This is a genomic window from Euhalothece natronophila Z-M001, from assembly GCF_007904085.1.
GTDB classification, from domain to species: Bacteria; Cyanobacteriota; Cyanobacteriia; order Cyanobacteriales; family Rubidibacteraceae; genus Halothece; species Halothece natronophila.
This window is the reverse complement of the sequence record NZ_CP042326.1, coordinates 1,212,591-1,232,680: the sequence shown is the minus strand read 5'-3', so window position 1 is coordinate 1,232,680 and position 20,090 is coordinate 1,212,591. Positions and strand designations below refer to the sequence as shown.

Annotated in this window: 19 protein-coding genes, 1 tRNA gene and 1 other annotated feature; of the genes, 10 read left to right on the top strand and 10 right to left on the bottom strand. The window is 40.8% G+C overall.

The features are described 5' to 3' along the window. Nucleotides 1-83: 83 nt before the first annotated feature. The 7 genes from pap to pstB all read right to left on the bottom strand — a co-directional run bounded on the left by pap (nucleotide 84) and on the right by pstB (nucleotide 7,106). Nucleotides 84-1,568 (bottom strand): polyphosphate:AMP phosphotransferase, encoded by a 1,485-nt coding sequence (pap, locus tag FRE64_RS05820; protein WP_146295085.1) that lies wholly within the window; start codon nucleotides 1,566-1,568, stop codon nucleotides 84-86. Further along, nucleotides 1,568-2,719, bottom strand: coding sequence for a glutamate--cysteine ligase (gene gshA, locus FRE64_RS05815; protein WP_146295084.1), 1,152 nt, complete (start codon nucleotides 2,717-2,719; stop codon nucleotides 1,568-1,570). The genes pap and gshA overlap by 1 nt, the downstream gene beginning before the upstream one ends. A 97-nt stretch (nucleotides 2,720-2,816) precedes the next feature. Further along, a complete protein-coding gene (locus FRE64_RS05810; RefSeq protein ID WP_146295083.1) occupies nucleotides 2,817-4,595 on the bottom strand; it encodes a M61 family metallopeptidase in 1,779 nt (592 codons plus the stop codon). 48 nt (nucleotides 4,596-4,643) lie between these two features. Then, on the bottom strand, nucleotides 4,644-5,330 hold the full coding sequence (locus tag FRE64_RS05805) for a Crp/Fnr family transcriptional regulator (RefSeq protein ID WP_146295082.1): 687 nt from the start codon (nucleotides 5,328-5,330) through the stop codon (nucleotides 4,644-4,646). A 116-nt stretch (nucleotides 5,331-5,446) separates the two neighbouring features. Then, entirely contained in the window at nucleotides 5,447-5,830 is a 384-nt protein-coding gene (locus FRE64_RS05800) for a DUF1499 domain-containing protein (protein WP_146295081.1), read from the bottom strand. A gap of 42 nt (nucleotides 5,831-5,872) precedes the next feature. Next, nucleotides 5,873-6,085, bottom strand: a complete 213-nt coding sequence (locus FRE64_RS05795) for a DUF4089 domain-containing protein (protein WP_186709000.1) — start codon at nucleotides 6,083-6,085, stop codon at nucleotides 5,873-5,875. Nucleotides 6,086-6,281: 196 nt separating this feature from the next. Then, a complete protein-coding gene (gene pstB / locus FRE64_RS05790; protein WP_390622257.1) occupies nucleotides 6,282-7,106 on the bottom strand; it encodes a phosphate ABC transporter ATP-binding protein PstB in 825 nt (274 codons plus the stop codon). A 324-nt stretch (nucleotides 7,107-7,430) separates the two neighbouring features. Between pstB and rplS the strand changes: the two genes are divergently transcribed. The 8 genes from rplS to rplL all read left to right on the top strand — a co-directional run bounded on the left by rplS (nucleotide 7,431) and on the right by rplL (nucleotide 11,302). Then, the gene (gene rplS, locus FRE64_RS05785) at nucleotides 7,431-7,793 is read left to right on the top strand and encodes a 50S ribosomal protein L19 (protein ID WP_146295080.1); all 363 of its coding nucleotides are present in this window, start codon (nucleotides 7,431-7,433) and stop codon (nucleotides 7,791-7,793) included. Nucleotides 7,794-7,876: 83 nt separating this feature from the next. Next, nucleotides 7,877-7,949 (top strand) — tRNA-Trp (locus FRE64_RS05780). Between the two features lie 93 nt (nucleotides 7,950-8,042). Beyond that, a complete protein-coding gene (gene secE / locus FRE64_RS05775; protein ID WP_146295079.1) occupies nucleotides 8,043-8,300 on the top strand; it encodes a preprotein translocase subunit SecE in 258 nt (85 codons plus the stop codon). Then, complete coding sequence (gene nusG, locus FRE64_RS05770; RefSeq protein ID WP_146295078.1) at nucleotides 8,300-8,920, top strand: transcription termination/antitermination protein NusG; 621 nt, start codon at nucleotides 8,300-8,302, stop codon at nucleotides 8,918-8,920. The genes secE and nusG overlap by 1 nt, the downstream gene beginning before the upstream one ends. Before the next feature lie 2 nt (nucleotides 8,921-8,922). Then, nucleotides 8,923-9,348 (top strand): 50S ribosomal protein L11, encoded by a 426-nt coding sequence (gene rplK, locus FRE64_RS05765; RefSeq protein WP_146295077.1) that lies wholly within the window; start codon nucleotides 8,923-8,925, stop codon nucleotides 9,346-9,348. A gap of 59 nt (nucleotides 9,349-9,407) precedes the next feature. Further along, a complete protein-coding gene (gene rplA, locus FRE64_RS05760; RefSeq protein ID WP_146295076.1) occupies nucleotides 9,408-10,124 on the top strand; it encodes a 50S ribosomal protein L1 in 717 nt (238 codons plus the stop codon). Between the two features lie 11 nt (nucleotides 10,125-10,135). Beyond that, nucleotides 10,136-10,299: a sequence feature (ribosomal protein L10 leader region), on the top strand. A 37-nt stretch (nucleotides 10,300-10,336) separates the two neighbouring features. Then, nucleotides 10,337-10,873, top strand: coding sequence for a 50S ribosomal protein L10 (gene rplJ / locus FRE64_RS05755; RefSeq protein WP_146295075.1), 537 nt, complete (start codon nucleotides 10,337-10,339; stop codon nucleotides 10,871-10,873). A gap of 30 nt (nucleotides 10,874-10,903) precedes the next feature. Continuing rightward, complete coding sequence (rplL, locus tag FRE64_RS05750; protein ID WP_146295074.1) at nucleotides 10,904-11,302, top strand: 50S ribosomal protein L7/L12; 399 nt, start codon at nucleotides 10,904-10,906, stop codon at nucleotides 11,300-11,302. A 43-nt stretch (nucleotides 11,303-11,345) separates the two neighbouring features. Here rplL and FRE64_RS05745 read toward each other — a convergent pair whose 3' ends face one another. After that, the gene (locus tag FRE64_RS05745; protein WP_146295073.1) at nucleotides 11,346-13,052 is read right to left on the bottom strand and encodes an ABC transporter permease family protein; all 1,707 of its coding nucleotides are present in this window, start codon (nucleotides 13,050-13,052) and stop codon (nucleotides 11,346-11,348) included. 210 nt (nucleotides 13,053-13,262) lie between these two features. Continuing rightward, the gene (locus FRE64_RS05740; protein WP_146295072.1) at nucleotides 13,263-14,210 is read right to left on the bottom strand and encodes an ABC transporter ATP-binding protein; all 948 of its coding nucleotides are present in this window, start codon (nucleotides 14,208-14,210) and stop codon (nucleotides 13,263-13,265) included. Nucleotides 14,211-14,326: 116 nt separating this feature from the next. Between FRE64_RS05740 and FRE64_RS05735 the strand changes: the two genes are divergently transcribed. Both FRE64_RS05735 and FRE64_RS05730 read left to right on the top strand, forming a co-directional pair. Then, entirely contained in the window at nucleotides 14,327-16,351 is a 2,025-nt protein-coding gene (locus FRE64_RS05735; RefSeq protein WP_146295071.1) for a DUF3769 domain-containing protein, read from the top strand. A 151-nt stretch (nucleotides 16,352-16,502) separates the two neighbouring features. Next, a complete protein-coding gene (locus FRE64_RS05730; RefSeq protein ID WP_146295070.1) occupies nucleotides 16,503-17,519 on the top strand; it encodes a tetratricopeptide repeat protein in 1,017 nt (338 codons plus the stop codon). On the opposite strand, the gene FRE64_RS05725 is transcribed toward FRE64_RS05730, so the two are convergent. Next, nucleotides 17,514-20,054 (bottom strand): DUF3536 domain-containing protein, encoded by a 2,541-nt coding sequence (locus tag FRE64_RS05725; RefSeq protein ID WP_146295069.1) that lies wholly within the window; start codon nucleotides 20,052-20,054, stop codon nucleotides 17,514-17,516. The genes FRE64_RS05730 and FRE64_RS05725 overlap by 6 nt on opposite strands. Nucleotides 20,055-20,090: the final 36 nt, after the last annotated feature.

The following is a 20,090-nucleotide window of genomic DNA, read 5'->3' as shown; positions in this document are numbered from 1 at the left end:
TAATGTGAACTACGTAGCAACATGCGAAATAGTACAAGTTAAAAACCTTTCTATCTCGTCTGGGCAAGAAGTAATCTCCTCATTTAAGAAATCAGTTTATTTTCAATAGCTTGTGTCAGGGTTTCAATAACTTTAACTCGGGCATAGTATTTATCATTGGCTGGAACAATCGTCCAGGGCGCGATCGCGGTGTTGGTGCGTTCCACCATTTGATTCACCGCTAACTCATAATCATCCCATTTTGCCCGATTACGCCAGTCTTCTTCGGTAATTTTATGTTGCTTAAATGGATCTTCTTGTCGCTGTTGAAACCGTTTCAATTGTTCATCAGGATCAATATGAATCCAAAATTTAAGTAGAACATAACCGCGATTAATTAATTGCGCTTCAAATTCATTGATTTCTTGATAGGCGCGTTGCCATTCTATCTCACTGGCAAACCCTTCTACTCGTTCCACTAAAACTCGTCCATACCAACTGCGATCAAAAATGCCAATTTTTCCTGCTGGAGGAAGTTTCCGCCAGAATCGCCACAGGTAATGATGGGCTTTTTCTTCATCAGTCGGGGCAGCAAAGGGATGTACTTGATAACTACGGGGATCTAACACATCTGTGAGACGTTTAATTGCGCCTCCTTTCCCGGCAGCATCCCAACCTTCAAACATGGCTAAAACAGGGACATTTTGTTCATAAATACTGCGCTGTAATTTTCGCAGTTTAATCTGTTGTTGTTTTAGTTGTTTTTTATAGGATTTTTTGGATAAACTTTGACTTAAATCAACTTGGGAGAGAGCATTAAAACCACCAATTTCTGGAGGAGGATTGTCTAAACTCGTAACAGGAGAAATATTTTTTGATGGACGTTCTAGAAGTTCCCGTAATCTCGAAGCAACATGACTTAATAATTGCACTCTTGCCCAGCGCTTATTATCCCCAGGAATTAATGTCCAAGGAACAATTCCCGTGCTGGTTTGAGTGAGCATTTCTTCAGCAAGGGTACTGTATTCTTCGTAATACTTATGTTGTTGCCAATCTTCTTGCCTAACCCGCCAGGAATCAAGGGGATCTTGAGCATATTTTTTTAGTCGCTTTTGAAGTTCCTCTTGAGAGAGATGAACCCAAAATTTAGCAATCCCGATCCCATCTTGGGCTAATTGGCGTTCAAAGCTGTTAATAGCCTGTATGCGAGAGGGAACAGCTTTGGGTTGTACTTTGTTTAAGAGACGATCTTCTAAAACATGGGTGTACCAACTGTGATAAAAGGTTGCTACATTCCCTTTTGCTGGCAGTCCTTGCCAAAATCGCCATAGGAAAGGATATTGTTGTTCGTAAGGGGTAGGGGCAACAACAGGATGAAGAATAAAGCCACGAGGATCCATGCAGGTGGCAAGTTTTTTCACCATTTTTCCTTTCCCAGCCGCTGCCCAACCTTCTAAGACAATAATCAAAGTGAGATTTTTGTTCCAACATTGCTGATGCAGCGATCGCAGTTCATACATTAAATCATTCATCTGCTCCTTATAGTCATCTTTTTTTAAGGAGAGGGAGAGGTCTAAATTTTCTAACATTAGGCAGCTATGACTTGACAAAGTTTATCTTCTAATTCTGCTTCTTGTAGCCGAGTAATTTCAATCCCTTGCTGCAGAATTTGCTGGGGAGTAATCCCTTTTTCATACTGGTTGAGCCATTTCTGGGCTGTATTTCCTTCCCGTAAAATTTTCTGTACGGGAGAAAGAAAACAACTAAACCCTTTTGCTTTAGCAATAGGATACACCTGATTATAGATATCTTGAATCCAGTCTTCTACAATAATTGGTCGTCCATCTTGCCAGTGTCGCACTTCGGCTGCTAGGCTTTTTCTTGCTACTGCTTGTTCATTTTCGTAAGAAATCGCGACGAGATCATCAGCACGGCTATGGGCTGGTAACTGACTTTGCTGAAGGGGATCCAGATCAGGGGTTAGCAACATTTGGGTGAGACGGGCTTCTAAAAGGGCGGTAACTGCTAACAGCGCGATCGGATCTACAATTAAGTCACAAATCCGTAATTCTAAGCGATTCAAGTTATAAGGGCGATGATCCCCATTTGGGCGCACTGATAACCAGAGATGACGCACATTCTGCATTGTCCCTTGATTCAGCTGCTCATTCACCCAATAAATATGATGATCATGATCTTCAAATAGGGGAACATAGGAAGGGGTTTGGGGGAAAACTGCCCAGCGTGTAGAATGATAGCCTGTAGCTTTGCCATCAATGAAAGGAGAAGAAGCACTTAAAGCTAAATATAAGGGAGCTTCTAAACGGAGGAGGCGACACGCCTGCATTAGTTTTTCTGTGTCTTCAAAGCCAATATTAATATGAATACTGGCCGTGACTACTTTTGTCCCATAAGTATTTTCAATATACTCATGATAGGGATTTTGGGGATCAGAACGATAAAAGTTTTCACTCCCGCCAAGGGAAAGTGTACTGCCAGGAATTAAGGTATAATCCCCCTGTTGTTTTAAGTATTGGCGCAGTTGTACGCGAGGACGAACTAACGCACATAATAGGCGATCATAACAACATAAGGGGGCTGTAGTATATTCTACGTTACGACTATCAGGTTCACGGACAAATCCCTGTAAATCCCTTACAATTCGATCCGAAAGACCAATAATAGTTCCGTCTGGTCTTCCGGTGTACATTTCCACTTCAAAGCCTTTGCAAAGTAACACAATTTTTCCTCATCTGATGGCTCGCTTAGACCATCTTAACCTTGCATGAATCATGAATGAACAATAACTAATCAGGAATCCTCAACTGATATGGGTTTTAAACGGTAGCGACTCCTAACCAACCAAATAGAAGTTCTTTTTGTTCTTTGGAGGGTTCTTCAATACTAGTGATTTGATACTCCTTAGGTTGTGGCGAGGCAAGAGTAACAGTACAGGTAAGTAGCTCATCTTGATGAAAAATGGTAACAGTAATTGTGTCTCCTCCTTGATAGTCTTTTAAGCGATCGCTGAGTTGATCGGCATTAACCCGAATTCCATCAATGGCTAATAATTCATCTCCTGCATCAATCCCCATAATACCGGCAGGAGATTCCGCATCTACAAATTTAATCATGGTTGCGCCATTTTCCTGCGCCACTCTCATTCCTAAGTAAGGGGTAGTATCCTTGGTGGGTGTAATTTGTAAGCCAAAGGGTTGTAAATAGTCGGCTAAGGGCAGTTCGGTAGTGGTATGGAGATAAGTATTGAGAAAGTCGGTTAAGTCGGTTTCAGCAACGGCTTCTAAAACTGATTTTAATTGGGCTTCGGTATAGCCAATTTCAGGTTTGCCAAATTTTTCCCACAGCGATCGCATCACATCATCCATGGAACGCTGATTATTATGTTTAGTGCGAATTAATAAGTCAAGTAAGAGCGAGACTAATTCCCCTTTTAGGTAATAAGAAATTTGGTTATTATCACTATTGGCATCGCGACGATATAATTTAATCCAAGCATCAAAACTGGATTCCGCTAAGGGTTGTACTTTTCGCCCTGGAGTGGTTAAAAATCGAGAAATATCTTTCCCTAAATTATCAAGACAAGTTCTGGCATCATAAATTCCTGCACGCATTGGAATTAATGCATCATAATAACTAGTCGTTCCTTCTGCAAACCAAAGGGCAGTGGTATAATTTTCTTGGCTATAATCAAAGTTTTCTAAGGCTTGCGGGCGAATCCGTTTCACATTCCAAAGATGGAAAAATTCATGGGCAACCAGTTGCATGAAGCGATTATATTTATCGGAAGCACGAAATCCAAATCGAGGATAAATTAAGGAACAGCAATTTTTATGCTCTAATCCTCCGAAGCCACTGGCGGCTTGATGCAATAAAAAGATGTAGTGATCGTAGGGCAGTTCTTTATAAATATCGGCTTCGGTGGCAACAATTTTCTTGATATCTTCAATAATTGTTTCAGCGCTTGCGTTTCCTCTTCCCCAAATTGCTAATTGATGCGACTTTCCTAGCACTTGAAAATCATAAAGATCATGAGTGCCTATTTCAAAGGGGCTATCGACTAACGTGTCAAAATTCGGGGCAAAAAAGGTATTTTTTTCTCCTTGGACTGCTGTTAAAGGGGTAGTAATTTTCCACTCTGGAGTAGGGGGAATAATTTTAAGAGTTAGAGGTTGCTCTTCTAAGCTCGGAATATAAAAGAAAAGGGCCGCTCCATTAAAATAGCCGTGAGTAGAATCTAAATGATTTGTTCTGACGGTTAATTCATTGGCGTAAACTTTATAACTGATGGTAATATTTTTTGCATTCTTAGTTTCAACTTGCCAATGATTTTTACTTTGTTTCTCCAGAGCAAGAGGCTTTTGGTTATCAGAATTATAAGCTGTTAATTGTTGAATATGGCGAGCATATTCTCGAACTAAATAAGAACCAGGTGTCCAAACTGGGAATTGGATATCAAGGATGTTACTTTGCCAGTTTTCAATATTTAATTTAACTTCATATAGATGAGTTTGCGGTTCTGGTAAGGAAACTTCGTAGGATAATTGTGGTTGTGTTTTTTCAGTTACAGGGGTGCGGGTAATAGTTGCTTCAGTCATGGTTGATTATTTGTTATATGATTTTTGATCTGTTCTACTAGTAACTGCTTAAAAATTGCCTCCAGCTAAGTGACTTAATTGTCGAAAGTTGTTAATCGATAAAGTGTGCTCATATTTATTGATTTCTAGCCAACCTTTATCTTGAAATTTAGTCATATATTTTTGGGTTTGTTCTAAGTCTAGATCAGCAATGTCAGCAATATCTTGTTCAGGAAAAAGTAAAACCTCCATTCCATCTTCAGTGGGCTTACCATAATTCTCGGCTAAATAAACTAAGGTATAAGCTAACTTCACTGTAGAAGGATAATGACGTAACTGTAAGCGAATATCAGTTTGTTTGAGGCGACGAACTGTAATTTGTAAAAGTTTATGATGAAGTTGAGGATCTTGGAAAAGGGTTTGGATAAAACGTTGGGCGGAAATACTCATTACTTTAGTTTCACTTAAAGTAACCATTTCTGTCGCCCGTGGGGGTTCATCTAAAACAGCACTTTCCCCAAAAAAATCCCCTCGTCCTTGAATTGATAAAGTAATCGGTGTGTCGTTATACCAGCGTCTTGCTTTCACCCAACCCGAAATAATAAAGTAAACAGCGTTTCCCCAATATTGATCACTGAGAATAATTTCCTCAGCTGCAAACTCTTCCTCTACTGCAACGGATAATAACCAGTCTAAAGTTTCGGTTTCTGCTGCACTGAGTAGGGGAAATATGTCACTAACAGCTCCACTCTCCATTTAAAAAATTGATATACTAATGTTCTTGCTCGGTAATTATTTATTTCTAAACTTTGGCTTTTTTGATCATCAATTATGGAGAAATATTCATGGTTAATTATGTTTGATTTCCTCAATTATTTGTTAATGGCTTCTAATGCTTCACGAATTGTCTCAACCCGCTTGCGATTAACGCCTAAATCTGATTTTCCTAGGCGAGAAGCCGAACGAACGTTAACTACTTGGTTAACATCATCTTTGTGAAACTCTACATCATCTACAAATCCCATGAGCTTACTTTTAAATTCTACGTAAAGGTAATTCTCATTTTGTTCGACAATGCTTGTCCTCTCCATATTATTAACAATTTTTTTGATGTCGTCAATCTCAACATAGGGAAGAGGAGCTATTTTGTGTTTTGGATCCTCACTTTGGCTAGAGACACAATTAGGAGTTTCGGGACAAGGAGCGAGTTTTCCCGCTTTTACACCTAAATTCGTAGGTCGTTTTCCAGCAAACATAATTTTGTTTTTACTTGATCAGTCTTCATATTTTAACAATTTTTAAGGCTTAAATACAGGAGCAATTTCAGTATTTGGTGGGAGAGGAAATTCCATTACCTGTTGCGCGATCGCGCTTAGTTGAGCCATGTTTTCCACTACTCCCTGCTGATAAGCTTCAGGGATTTCGATCCCTAACAGTTGTGCAGTTTGTTCCACATAAGCAGCATAGTCCCATTGTGAGGATTGATTATCACCCATTGAGCTTAAAGACATTGTAATAGTTATTCGGTATTAGATTACAGTTCTGGATAACATAATATTTTAACGGGTGTCGCGTAAAAGATAATTTGTGGAACCACTATAGCGTTTCTTAGGCTGTATTCCTTATTAGTCATTGGTTTACAAACAACGAAGGACAAACACCTCAAGAAGCGTGAAAACTGCTATAGCAATCAACTTGGCTAATCCCTTAACCAAAAGCCCCCGTAACATACTGTTGCGTAGCCTCTTCCACAGGGCTTTGGAAAAGAGTTTTAGTATCACTATATTCCACTAGATATCCTTGCTTACCTTTTTCAGTAGCTCTCGCATTAAAAAAGGCAGTGCGATCAGATACCCGAGAAGCTTGTTGCATATTGTGAGTCACAATAATAATTGTATATTTATCTTTAAGGTTTAGTAATAACTGTTCAATACTAAGAGTAGAAATGGGATCAAGTGCAGAACAGGGTTCGTCCATTAAAATTACTTCTGGCTGAATCGCGATCGCGCGAGCAATACATAACCGTTGTTGCTGTCCCCCAGATAAGGATAAACCATTACTTTTTAACTTATCTTTGACCTCATCCCAAAGCGCGGCTTGGCGTAACGCATTTTCCACCAAATCATCCATATCTTTACCGCGAAAACCATTGACTCGCGCCGCAAAAGCAATGTTATCATAAATGGACTTAGCAAAGGGATTTGGCTTTTGAAAAACCATCCCAATATGGCGACGAACTTGCACAGGATCAACCTTTTTTTCGTATAAATTTTGCCCTCGGAAAGTAATATTTCCTTCTACTTTAGCGTCTGGAATTAAATCATTGAGACGATTAAAACATCGTAGCATGGTACTTTTACCGCAACCAGAAGGCCCAATAAAAGCAGTAATTTCATGGCTATGGATATCAAGGTTTACCCCCTTAACCGCTAAAGTAGAACCATAATAAACATTAACGTTTTCTGCTGTTAGTTCAATATTTTTGGATTCTGTGTTTTGGAATTTAGGCATATACTGATAATCAATATTCATATTTATTCTAGTTTTAATTAATAAAGGGAAACAATAATTTTAGCATCAAATTTTGGACAACTTAATTGTCTAAAGTAATAAATTATAGCAGTTTTATGAAGAACATTCTTCCATTTTGGAGATTCCTCTCTGGTAAACCAGTGACTAATGACATGGAACACTCCCTGATTGATGTCTCATCATTAAAACCCAAGTAGGTGAGCCATAGCAAATTGGGAAGGCCTACCCTCAACCATAATCCTTTTAGGTAAAGAGAAGGTTAAGTTGCTAAAAATCAAAAGTTCTTGTATGATAAAAGGCTGTGACATTTTTTTGGGGAAAGCCATGAATGCTCAAGATATAATCCGCTCTATTGAACAAGAGCAGATGAAAACTGATCTGCCTACGATTCACGTCGGTGATCTCGTTCGCGTCGGCGTTTTAATTCAAGAAGGTGGAAAAACTCGTACCCAGCCCTTTGAAGGCACTGTGATTGCTAAACGTCACGGTGGCATTAACGAAACAATTACTGTTAGACGAGTGTTTCAAGGGATTGGCGTAGAACGAGTATTTTTACTGCATTCTCCTCGCGTAAAAGATATTAAAATCATTCGTCGGGGTAAAGTAAGACGGGCGAAATTGTATTATCTGCGCGATCGCGTAGGTAAAGCTACCCGTGTTCAAGAACGCTTTGATCGTAAAACTTAGTCATTAGTAATAACAGCAAGTTTAGATAAAAAATGCTAAACTAAAGTTAGGGCTAATGTGCTAAGATGCAAATCTCAAGTTGTGCGTCCTTAGTTCAGTTGGTAGAACGCGGGTCTCCAAAACCCGATGTCGGGGGTTCGAGTCCTCCAGGGCGCGCTCATTAGTCTCTCCCCCTGTTATCAGTTTCGAGCTGTGCTGGGGGAAACTTTTTCAGTAATGAAGTAAGTCCTAGAAAAGGGGATTTGGATTGTGGCAAAAGCAAAAAAGGAGCAGAAAAAAAGCAAGCGCCCCGAGGGAAACGTCAAAGAAGCTAGGGAAGCAGAAGAAAAATTTGACCTAGTCGAGTTCTTAAAAGGAACGAAAGACGAACTCGGGAAAGTTGTCTGGCCCAGTCGCAAACAGCTAATTAGTGAATCAGCAGGGGTAATTCTCATGGTGACCCTTGTTGCCACAATTGTTTACTTATTTGACAATCTATTTATTTGGATTGCAGGACAGGTGTTTTAATGAGTTTTGCCACCGATAACCAACAGCAAGAACCTAATTCTGAGCAGCCCACTGATCTCAAACCGAGATGGTATGCTATTCAAGTAGCTTCAGGCTGTGAGAAGCGGGTAAAAGCGAATTTAGAGCAACGAAGTCAAACCCTTGATGTTGCTGATCGCATCTTGCAAATTGAGATCCCGCAAACGCCAATTGTTAAACTACGCAAAGATGGCTCCAAGCAACAAAGCCAAGAGAAAGTTTTTCCAGGGTATGTGTTGATCCGAATGGTCATGGATAGTCAAACCTGGCAAGTGGTCAAAAACACACCCAATATCATTAACTTTGTGGGCGCAGAAAAACAGCGTCCCTATGGGCGAGGACGCGGTCATGTGGAACCGATGCCCTTAAGTTCATCAGAAGTGGAACGTATTTTCCGACAAAGCGAAGAACAAGAACCGGTTGTTCAGGCAAAAGTTGCAGTGGGTGATAAGATCGTAGTTCTTAGTGGACCGTTCAAAGACTTTGAAGGAGAAGTGGTGGAAGTAAGTTCAGAAAGGAATAAACTAAAAGCCCTTCTCTCCATATTTGGACGGGAAACCCCAGTGGAATTGGAATTTAATCAAGTTGAAAAACAAGGCTAATCATGGCAAAAAAAGTTGTTGCGCTTATTAAATTGGCGCTTCCTGCTGGTAAAGCAAACCCTGCCCCTCCCGTTGGCCCCGCACTAGGGCAACATGGGGTCAATATTATGGCGTTTTGTAAAGAATACAACGCCAAAACCGCTGACCAAGCAGGAATGGTCATTCCCGTTGAAATTTCGGTCTATGAAGATCGCAGTTTTACCTTTACCCTCAAAACTCCTCCTGCTGCAGTTCTCTTGAAAAAAGCAGCTGGCATTGAAAAAGGTTCTAGTGAACCCAATAAACAGAAAGTAGGAGCAATTACCCGTCAGCAATTACAAGAAATTGCTGAAACGAAAATGCCTGACCTTAACTGTAATGACATTGAGGCAGCGATGAAAGTAGTTGAGGGAACCGCTCGTAATATGGGAATTACTCTGAAAGACTAAAATTAATGATGTTTATCGGGGAGAGGCTTGTGCTTCGTTATTAACCCAAGGAGAGAAAAATGGCAAAAAAATTATCGCGACGGATGCGAGAGCTATTAGAAAAAGTCGAGGATCGCCCCTATGATCCTCAAGAGGCTCTTGCTTTATTAAAAGAAACTGCAACTGCTAAATTTGAAGAAACAGCGGAAGCTCATATTCGCTTAGGGATTGATCCCAAATATAGTGATCAACAATTAAGAACCACTGTTTCCTTCCCCAATGGAACAGGGCAATCAGTACGAGTCGCCGTCATTGCCCGTGGAGAAAAAGTGAATGAAGCAACCAACGCTGGTGCTGATGTGGCGGGCTCAGAAGAATTAATTCAAGAAATCCAAAACGGTCGTATGGATTTTGATATTGTCATTGCAACCCCTGATATGATGCCTCAAGTGGCAAAATTAGGGCGTGTCTTGGGGCCAAGGGGGTTAATGCCTTCGCCGAAAGGAGGAACAGTCACCACTGAACTCGAAGCAGCCATTCAGGAATTTAAAGCCGGGAAACAAGAGTTCCGCGCTGATCGCGCAGGGATTGTTCATGTTATGTTTGGCAAAGCTTCTTTTTCCACAGAAGACCTATTAGTTAATCTCAAAGCCTTACAAGAAACTATTGATCGTAATCGCCCCTCAGGAGCGAAAGGTAAGTATTGGCGAAGTATTTACGTTGCCGCTAGTATGGGTCCAGCCATTGAAATTGATATTGCTGCCTTGCGCGATTATAAGTTGCCAGAGGCAGCGTAACAACTGAATCAAAGCTAATCTGGCAGATGCCAAAGACAGCAGGAGCGAAAAACGCTTAATATCCTGCCGAGGTAGATGCGCCAATAGTTCCCCTTGTTGCCTAATTCATTTTAGGCGGTTGGGAGGGCGGGTCATCAAACCTCGGAGTCTTATCCGAGGTCTTTTTGATGAGAGGGGACATAAACCGTAACATTTAGGAGGTGCAAGCGCGTGTGGGTAGAACACTAGAAGATAAGAAACGGGTTGTCACGGAGTTACAAGAACTCTTACAAGAATCGCAGCTAACAGTTGTGATTGACTATAAAGGGTTATCCGTGTCTGAAATTGCTGATTTACGCAGTCGCCTGCGTGAGTCTGGCGCGACTTGTAAAGTTGCTAAAAACACCCTGATGCGTCGAGCCGTTGATGGGGATGAAGATTGGCAACCGTTACAAGATTTTCTCAGAGAGTCCTCGGCATTTTTATTTGTTAAGGATGATTTGAGTAATGCGGTTAAAGCCTATCGCGACTTTTCTAAAGCCACCAAGAAAACTGAGTTACGTGGTGGCGTGATGGAAGGTCAAACCTTGAGTAAAGAGCAAGTGGATGCACTTGGGGATCTTCCCTCCAAGGAAGAACTCATTGCACGCATTGCTCGGGCTATCAATGCCAATACGACCAAAATTGCCACGGGGATCAAGGAAGTTCCTACTTCTTTGGCACGGGCAATCAAGGAAGTTTCAGAAAAAGAAAACCAAGACGCAGCGTAATTTATTCATTTTATTTAGGAGTCAAAACCAATGTCTGCAAAAACGGATGAAATTCTCGAACAGTTAAAAACTCTTTCTCTCTTAGAAGCCTCGGAATTGGTCAAACAGATTGAAGAGGAATTTGGTGTTGATGCCTCAGCGCCCGCAGGTGGTGGCATGATGATGGCAGCTGCTCCCGGTGCTGGTGGCGGTGGCGAAGAAGCTGCAGAAGAGCAAACTGAGTTTGATGTGGTGCTTGATGAAGTTCCCTCTGATAAGAAAATTGCTGTTCTCAAGATCGTTCGCGGTATCACTGGCTTAGGCTTGAAAGAAGCAAAAGGCTTAGTGGAAGAAACTCCGAAAGCACTCAAAGAGGGCATTGCCAAAGAGGAAGCAGAAGATATGAAATCTCAGCTAGAAGAAGCTGGTGCTAAGGTTACCGTTAAGTAGTTGACAACGTAAGGTGGGGGAGTTTACCCCACCCTACTTGGTTTTAACCTTGGGAAAGGATTTTTGATTCGGAATATAGGGCTTTGCTCTGGGATGCTCCTACTTTTTTTAGTTGAGAACTGAGTGCTACGTTACAGGCAATAATGGCAAGAGATCGCATCATTAGGGTAAAGATAATTGAACCTGCACTCATGGCACCAATCTCGTAAGTAGGGAAAAAGAGGAAAGTAAACTCAGGGGGAAAGCCAAGTGTAGCTCCCAGAATTGTTGGAATTAATATCACACTGGCAACGGCAATTGTAGCGAAGAGGGTACGCTTTTCTGTTTTCATCAGCAGTACTAACTGCACTAAAGAAGCATAGAATAAAAAGACAGTACTAGCCATGATGAGACTGCTTAAGATCTCTAATCGACTGTTGCCGAAGGGAAACATAATTACCGCTGGAAGGATAATAATCATGCTGGAGAGGAGATTAAGCGCGATCGCGCCAGGAGCTGGACTCTGTTCTCCTTTCATTAAATCAGTTACGAGGTTACGAGTGGCTTTGTCATTATTTTGATAACGATATCTTGCCCAATCTTGTAAAGTTTGACGATGAGGAGAAAGGGCACTCATTAGTAAAAAGAAAAAGAAAAATTGTAGCAACAAGTACAATTGGAAGTTTTCAGTTAAATTAACAGATTGATCGGTACTGGGATACATAAAACCAGCTAGGGAAACTGTAAGACTTCCGGTAATCCAGTAGCTTTCCTGTTTGCTTAAAAGCGTGGCTTTAGGGTTATGGAAACATCGTTTCAGCCCTTGCCAAACCCAATAAGTCCACCATGCGTAGTTTAAGAGTAAAAGCCCGATCGCGCCTGAGGCAGTTTCCCAAAGTGGAAAATCATACCAGGTCAAACTTGCCATTTCTTTCAGATGAAAATAGCCAATTGTTCCTAACGAATGTGGGGTTTGTCCAATTAAGTAGGGTAAAATTTTGCCAGGGTAAAATAGAACCAACCAGTCCAACGTATTGTGGTTAACGAGATGATTATCAAGGCCAAGATGAGTGGCAAAGATTAGAAAACAAAACATGGTTCCTGTTCCTAACCAAGCCTGATAATTTCCTAAGCCTGTACTAACTAAGCCATAAAGTAACGCCACACTGTAAAAAAAGGCGCAACTAGCAATCACAACCACATAAAATCCGAAAATTAAGCTAATCGGAATCCCGGCAGAAACCCCTGCCATAAACTGAAGTGGCAAAGCGAGGAAAATTGCGCTATAAACTAGAATGGGAGTGCCTAACATTTTCCCAACTAATAAATTTCCCACAGAACGAGGACTAAGACGAACTAATTTTAATGTTCCTTTTTGTTCTTCTTGAGCAAGATTCGTAATTAGGAGATAAGTACCAGCTACTAAAAGAATAATTAGGAAAGAAACACTGAGAAATGTGAATAAATCTAACCACCATAATTGCCAGTTAGTTATGATTTCTCCAGCCCCATTTTCGGAACAATAATTACTGGGAGGATTGTGAAATTGAGCAGGGCTAATACTGTCTTCAGGAGGAGTGCCAACACAATAGCGATGAATACGCCCCGCCTGAGAGGGAATTCTCTCATTAAAGACTAGATAAGTTGAAAGTTGAGCAAATACAGAAGCCCCTACGGCAATAATGAGATTACGCCCTTTCCAGCGTCCTTTAATTTCTCGTACCAGTTGTGGATTCCAATCACTAATGCGCGATCGCGCAGACTTTAACATAATTATCACTCCTTATTGCGCTCAGAATTGCGTCTAGTATAGCCTGTTGGCAACAGTAGCATCTTAATTGTCCTTCGTTATTTGTAAACCAATAACTAATTTTACTGCTTTTTTATCATATTTAGTCTAGGAAAACCAATCTTATTATAGTTAATATTTTCTTGGGAACTGCGAGAGTGAGAAAATATAAAGCACTAATGAACTATGTTTTTACGAAGGTTGTTGATGATCCAGTTTCAAAAATACTTGTTCTAAATTTGGCTTTTCGGTACGAAAATCTGCAATAGAGAAGCCTTCATTAAGCAGCGATCGCAGTAAGTCTGATTTTTCCTGCTCACTTCCTGTAAATTGCACTTTGATTTTATTTTCTTCAGCAATAATTTGATAACTTTCTACTTCTTTAAAGTCATTGATTTTGTTAGCTAATTGCTCTAGATTGTCTAAAACAGAAATTACTAGCTCTTCTTCAGGAAAACGCTGATAAAGTTGTTGCAAAGAGGTGCTTTCAACTAAATATCCTAAATCCATGATACCAATAGAAGTACAAATTTCAGCTAAATCACTTAACACATGAGAAGAAATTAAAATTGTCATTCCAGCTTCTTGTAAAACCTTTATCATTTCCCGAAACTGTTGTCTAGAAAGGGGGTCAAGACCAGAAACTGGTTCATCTAAAAGTAATAAAATTGGCTCATGGATAATGGTTCGGGCTAAGCTTAATCTTTGTTGCATCCCCCTAGATAAAGTAGAAATTAAGCTATGGCGTTTAGAGGTAAGTTGGAGTAGTTCTAAAACTTCTTGAAGACGACGATCTAACTGGGGCTGACGTAAAAAGTAAAGGCGACCAAAGTATTCTAAATAATCATAAACAGTGAGATCATCATAAAGGGGAAAATCATCAGGAAGATACCCAAGGCGACGTTTTAGAGAAAAATGAGAGGTATTAAATTTTACTTTTTCCTCAAACCAATAAACTTCCCCAACTGTTGGTTCAATTATTCCTGCTAACATCTGGATTAAGGTGGTTTTTCCTGCTCCGTTGGGGCCAATTAAACCATAAACTTCTCCGGTTTCAATTTTTAGATCAACATCACAAACAGCTAGATCGCGATCATATTGTTTGCTTAATCCTTTTGTTTCAATAGCGATATTATTCATGGCATTAATGATATGACTTTTTTCCTTAAATCTTCATAATTATTTGTTGAGTCTTATGATAAGATAACAACGAATAAGCAATCGCTAAATAACCCATAACAAATAACCAATTATCAATGCTATTTGCAGATATTCCTCCTTTTCCGCCACCTACTGTTGAAATGGCTTCTCAAGCATCGAGTGTATCTCATTTAGCATTGAATCAGCCTCTAGAAAGCCTGAATGAGGAACAAACCATTACTCAAGTTAGGGTTGCGGTGAGAGGGGGCGATACCCAAGAATGGAAAATTGCTCAAAATAATCAAGCAGGGGATGTTTTAGAAATTACTGCTGATAAGCAAAGTTTTAACCCCGAAACTCAAGTCATTACTGCTGAGGGGAATGTGACCGCCGAATTTGCTCAAGGAACGTTAATCGCTGATGAATTAAGAATTAATGTGGAAAATCGGTTCGCGGTAGGAACAGGAAATATTGGGTTTCAACGGGGGGAACAAGTCCTAAACGGCGATCGCTTCGAGTATAATTTTGCTCAAGATACAGGAGTCATTACCAATGGAAGGGGGGAGATTTTTCAGCCTACCTTACGCCGCGATTTTGGCGTGGGATTGGCAAATGATGCTAGTGCAGTCACGTTACCGCAACGGGAGATCAGGGAACGCGGGGTTCGAGATGTTGAGCAAGATGAAGGTTATCAGTTTTCTATTGGTGGGGGAGCGCAAGTCAGTGAGTTTGCATTACCTGACACTGGGGGAACGGTAAATCGGTTGCGGTTTGAAGCGGATGAATTACAAATTGATGGGGCTGATTTTGAAGCAACAAATATGCGCTTGACTAATGACCCTTTTTCGCCGCCAGAGTTGGAATTAAGGGCAAATCAAGCCAATTTACAGCAGATTTCTCCCACAAGAGACGAGTTAACCGTTTCTAACCTGCGTTTAGTCTTTGATGATGGGTTTTCTCTTCCTATTCCCCGTAATCGGATTGTTTTTGATGATGAAGACAGAGATCGGTTTCTCAATATTGTTAGTTTTGGGTTTGATTCTGATGATCGTGGGGGGTTATTTGTTGAGCGAGATATTTCTATTTTTGAGAATCGAAACTGGGAGTTAACCTTTACCCCGCAATATTTTGTCCAACGAGCCCTTTTAGATGAAGGGATAGCTGATGCAAGTACAATTGGGGGACGGGTTAATTTAGAAGGACAGTTTAGCCCTCGGACTCGATTAAGTGCTGATGGCTCGATTACAGGATTAGATGGCAATATTCTAGAGGATAATTTTCGCGGTAGTTTATTATTACGACAAGCCGTGGGACGGGATGAAGGGGAACATACACTTAATATTGAAGCGAGTTTTCGCGATCGCGTTTTTAGTGGTTCTCTCGGCTTTCAAGATGTGCAAAGGAGTTTTGGGGCGGTGATTACCTCTCCTACCTTTGATCTCGGTGACAGTGGCGTGAGTCTTAGCTATCAAGGGGGAGTCCAACGGATTAATGCAGAAACAGATGCGGAGGAACTTTTAGAGCGCGATCGCGACAATGATCGAGTAAGCTTAACCCGTTATCAAGCCGCCACTTCCTTAAGTTGGGGAACGCCTTTATGGGAAGGTGAAACTTTACCTGCAACCGCCGAAGAAGGTTTACGTTATACCCCACGCCCAGTGCGTCCTAATTTGCAGTTCACCACAGGATTAACAGGAGTCACCTCTTTATATAGTAGTGGTGATCAACAAAACTATCTTAATGCGAGTGTTGGCGTTGAAGGACAATTGGGAAATTTCTCCGAACAAACTTTTGATTATACTGATTTTAATGCCACTTATACCCAATCTATTGGAGTGGGAGAATCCCCATTTTTATTTGATCGCTTAGTAGATCGGCAACGGTTATCTTTTGGTGTTTTGCAACAAATTTATGGCCCCGTTTTAGCAGGATTTCAAACCTCTTTAAATCTCGATGATGGCAATGTTATTAGTAATGATTTGATTTTAGAGTATTCTCGTCGCACTTATAACTTAAGATTACGCTATAACCCAACCCTAGAAATTGCATCTGTGAGTTTTCAAATTAATGGCTTTAATTGGGGAGGACGTTCTGATCCCTTTGATGAAGTGAATTCAGTTCAAGATGGGGTAAGGCGGTAATTAGTTTTGCCTGAGAAGAGATTAATTGTGGGTAGTAGTAGCTACTCTCGGAAAACATCCTCTTAAAGTAGTTCCCAGTGAGACTGATTGAATGCTTTTCTTGCTTGTGGTAAAGTAAGCGATGACATTATTATCAAATCTTAATATTTGAATGACCGTGCAGAAAACAAGTCTATTTCAGGGAATATTGTTGGTTATCGCTACTGTCCCGATCACACTTGGCTCCTCGATCGCGCTCGGTGAAATTCCACAACAAGACAATAGAATTGAACAATTGGCTCAAAACAGCCATCAGGGTCGCTTACGAGAATTATTAGAGCGAGGTCGAAACTTAGTCAATGCTGGAGACTATGAAGCCGCTGCTCAAGTTTACAGACAAGCAAGCAACTTAGACTCAGATAATGCAAGGATTTTTTCTGGTTTAGGCTATGTTGAAGCAACCTTAGAAAATTATGAAGCGGCTGCAGAAGCCTATGAAAAAGCTGTCGAACTTGAACCTGATAATGCTGATTTTCAGTTTGCTTTAGCTCATAGTTTGGCAAAAACTGAAGATTATTCTGCCGCCACTAACGCCTACCATCGCGCAGCTAGACTCGATCCTGAAAACATCAAACCCTATCTGGGCTTAGGAGTAGTTTTATTACGTCAAGATGATCGTGCTGGTGCTTTAAGTATGTATGAAAAAGCCTTGACAATTGACCCTAATCATGAGGAAGCTAATGCTATTCTTGGCTCTCTGTTAGTAAAAGAGGGAGAATATGAAAAGGCAAAATCCCATTTAGAAACAGCCCTTGAAAAAAACCCAAGAGAGGCTGGGGCTTGGGTAAGTCTTGGTCAAGTTTATCAAGCTCAAGGTGAACTAACAGATGCTCAATCAGCATATCAATCAGCAATTCGCATAGACTCTCAATTAGTTGAAGCACTTGTTTCTCTCGGAGAGGTACAACTACAAAAAGAAACCTATACTAGAGCAATCACTACTTATCGTCGCATCCTTGAGTTAGCCCCTGATACTCCCGGAGCCTACTACAATTTAGGATTAGCTCTCAAAGGTCGCAATCGCAATACTGAAGCCCGAGAAGCCTTTGAAACTGCTCACGATCTTTTTACTGAAGATCAAAATGCAGATGGACAAGAACGTTCAAAAATGCAACTAGAAAACTTATGAATTTCCTTTTTGTAGCCAAGGGCGGACATCAACCGCTAAATCTAGTCCTAATTCTAAAAGAGGGCGTAGGCTAGGGGAAAACTCTGAACTGTCAAAGGATTTTAGCCAATAGTAATATAATTCCTGACAGCGATCAAGCATCACGCCCAGCTGTAGAACTTGCCCAAGGTGGATTAGCCGCTTAGTATATTCTCCTTTCGTAACATTATCAGGATCATGGTTAAGTAAATGCCACAAGGAACGTACCGTTAAGCGTTCTAAAATGGCTCTTCCTTCTGGAATATCTAATTCCAATTTGAGGGTTTTGGCTTCTGTAGTAATCGCTTCTAGTTCCTCTAACACTGTTTCTCGCGCTGTCACCTCTTCTTCTACGCGCTCAAGAGCTTGTAAACTCTTGATACACCGTTGAGAAAGAGTAATTTCTGCTGCTACTTGCAATTCCCGAGGAATCGGTAAGTTATCTTCTTGCAACGCTAAAAAAATTGTGTAGTTATCCCGATAAATTTGGGTATAAAGTTCATCTAAACGGGTTTTTGTCTCTTGGGTGAGTTGTTGCATAATCTCCAACCGCTTTTCCCCAAGGAGATTTTCCAGCCCTAAACATTGTTCTCCAAAATACGTTTGCATTGCAACAATAGTTTTCGCGGCACTCCCCCGCTTAAAAATCGCAAAAATTTCTTGCACCGAACTCCAATAACTAGCAAGGTTGGGAGAACGTTTGACACAACAATGAAAGTCCCATCTCCCTAGATGTAACACCGCAAAAACCACCGTATGGGTTTCTCTCGTGCCATGAGACTGTAGGTTTAACAATCCCATAGCTAAGGTTAAGGCCCCAATAGTTTGTCGTTGATAATGTTGTTGCGTAATGTAATAAGAATAATGATAGTGTTGCTCACGATGATCCTTAAACAAAGAACTAAGGGCATAATGAGCAACTACTTGTTCAATTGTTACTTGGGCTGGTTTCACTAATTGATGATAAACTTCCGCCCCGTTTTCATATTTTTCCTCATTACTGGGGGCTTTAGCTAAACCTTGGATAAATAGCTCTTCTAAGCATTCTCCAGAAATCTGTTGTGCTAGTTCAATGGCGCGAGAGGCATAACGTAAATTTTGCACGGCTTCCGGGCGAGAAATTTCTTCAAAAAACCAACCGCAACTGGTGTACATTAAGAGGGCTTGACGTTGCATTTCTAAAAGCTGTAACCCCTTAATAGTTTCTGCTGAGGTGAGATCATGGCTACTGTGTTGAGCCAGAAAATCATTAGTAAAATAAAGCTGTCTGCCAGGTAAAATCTCAATGTAATCGTTACGAGTTTGCCAAGGATCAGAAAAGATGGATTTCCCTTCTTGTTCAAAAATTCTTGCTAATTCATCTCGTAGCCAGTCTAAACTGTCTCGCAAAGGTTTACGCCATTTTTGTTGCGTTTGAGGAGTTCCCCCACAACCACAGTCATTGCGCCAACGTTCTACCCCATGACAACAACTCCAAGATGTAACCGGTTTGAGCATTACTTCCCAGGTGGGAGGAGATACACTTAAATAATGGGCATAGTTGCTAATTTGCCAATGTCGGGCCGAAAATTCACGAGTAAACGCATAAGCAAGAGTTTTCTCAGTACCGGGTTTATGATGTCCAAATGTTTCGCCATCAGTTGCCACATTAATGAGTTGAGAGGGGCGATGATCTCCTTGAATTGCCTGTTTTAATCGTTCAGTGAAATTTTGGGAGCTACTGAGTACATCATGGAATCCCATATCTGCGGAAATTGGTCCATCATAGAAGAAAATATCAATAAAGTCGCTCTCATTAACAAAACAGCGATAAGGGCGCGTGGGATTAATTTGTGAGCCTCCAACTTCCCGCCAAACTTGAGGAAAGAAATTTTTAACACTGGGTAATGGACGACAGCGTTGGGCTTGAGAAGGAGAAAGAATGATAAAACGGATATTTTCAGCAATTAATGCTTCTAATGTCGGATAATCTACTGCTGCTTCTGGAAGCCACATTCCTTCTGGTTCACGTCCAAATCGAGATTGAAAATCTGCTTTTCCCCACCGAATTTGGGTAATTTTATCTCGTTGATTGGCTAGGGGAAGAATGGTATGGTTGTAGGGTTGCGCGATCGCGTTTCCATGTCCATTGAGGCGTTGACAACTGGCATGATCGGCTTCAATAATTTTTTGATATACTTCCAGGTCGTAGCGTTCTAGCCATGACATTAATGTGGGGCCAACATTGAAACTTAAATATTCAAAATTATTAACAATATCAATTACTTCCCCGCGATCATTTAAAACTCTGGCAAAAGCATTAGGACGATAACATTGATGATGAATACGCTCATTCCAATCATGAAAAGGAGCCGCGCTAGGTTGGCGTTCAATTGCCTCTAAATAAGGATTTTCCCGTGGGGGCTGATAAAAATGACCATGAACAGTAACGTAAACCCCCGTGGCTGTGATTTTCTCTGAGGAATTTACTGGTAAGTTTAAGGTAACTGATAAAGATGTTTCCTGGCTAGGACTCATGATCGCACTCACTCCTACAATTGAAAAGTTCTAATC

What these genes read in the sequence shown, in the direction of transcription:
- pap (WP_146295085.1), bottom strand. Translation starts at nt 1,568, where the DNA reads ATGTTAGAAAATTTAGACCTCTCCCTCTCCTTAAAAAAAGATGACTAT.
- FRE64_RS05810 (WP_146295083.1), bottom strand. Translation starts at nt 4,595, where the DNA reads ATGACTGAAGCAACTATTACCCGCACCCCTGTAACTGAAAAAACACAA.
- FRE64_RS05805 (WP_146295082.1), bottom strand. Translation starts at nt 5,330, where the DNA reads ATGGAGAGTGGAGCTGTTAGTGACATATTTCCCCTACTCAGTGCAGCA.
- FRE64_RS05800 (WP_146295081.1), bottom strand. Translation starts at nt 5,830, where the DNA reads ATGTTTGCTGGAAAACGACCTACGAATTTAGGTGTAAAAGCGGGAAAA.
- FRE64_RS05795 (WP_186709000.1), bottom strand. Translation starts at nt 6,085, where the DNA reads ATGTCTTTAAGCTCAATGGGTGATAATCAATCCTCACAATGGGACTAT.
- pstB (WP_390622257.1), bottom strand. Translation starts at nt 7,106, where the DNA reads ATGAATATTGATTATCAGTATATGCCTAAATTCCAAAACACAGAATCC.
- rplS (WP_146295080.1), top strand. Translation starts at nt 7,431, where the DNA reads ATGAATGCTCAAGATATAATCCGCTCTATTGAACAAGAGCAGATGAAA.
- nusG (WP_146295078.1), top strand. Translation starts at nt 8,300, where the DNA reads ATGAGTTTTGCCACCGATAACCAACAGCAAGAACCTAATTCTGAGCAG.
- rplK (WP_146295077.1), top strand. Translation starts at nt 8,923, where the DNA reads ATGGCAAAAAAAGTTGTTGCGCTTATTAAATTGGCGCTTCCTGCTGGT.
- rplA (WP_146295076.1), top strand. Translation starts at nt 9,408, where the DNA reads ATGGCAAAAAAATTATCGCGACGGATGCGAGAGCTATTAGAAAAAGTC.
- rplL (WP_146295074.1), top strand. Translation starts at nt 10,904, where the DNA reads ATGTCTGCAAAAACGGATGAAATTCTCGAACAGTTAAAAACTCTTTCT.
- FRE64_RS05745 (WP_146295073.1), bottom strand. Translation starts at nt 13,052, where the DNA reads ATGTTAAAGTCTGCGCGATCGCGCATTAGTGATTGGAATCCACAACTG.
- FRE64_RS05740 (WP_146295072.1), bottom strand. Translation starts at nt 14,210, where the DNA reads ATGAATAATATCGCTATTGAAACAAAAGGATTAAGCAAACAATATGAT.
- FRE64_RS05735 (WP_146295071.1), top strand. Translation starts at nt 14,327, where the DNA reads ATGCTATTTGCAGATATTCCTCCTTTTCCGCCACCTACTGTTGAAATG.
- FRE64_RS05730 (WP_146295070.1), top strand. Translation starts at nt 16,503, where the DNA reads ATGACCGTGCAGAAAACAAGTCTATTTCAGGGAATATTGTTGGTTATC.
- FRE64_RS05725 (WP_146295069.1), bottom strand. Translation starts at nt 20,054, where the DNA reads ATGAGTCCTAGCCAGGAAACATCTTTATCAGTTACCTTAAACTTACCA.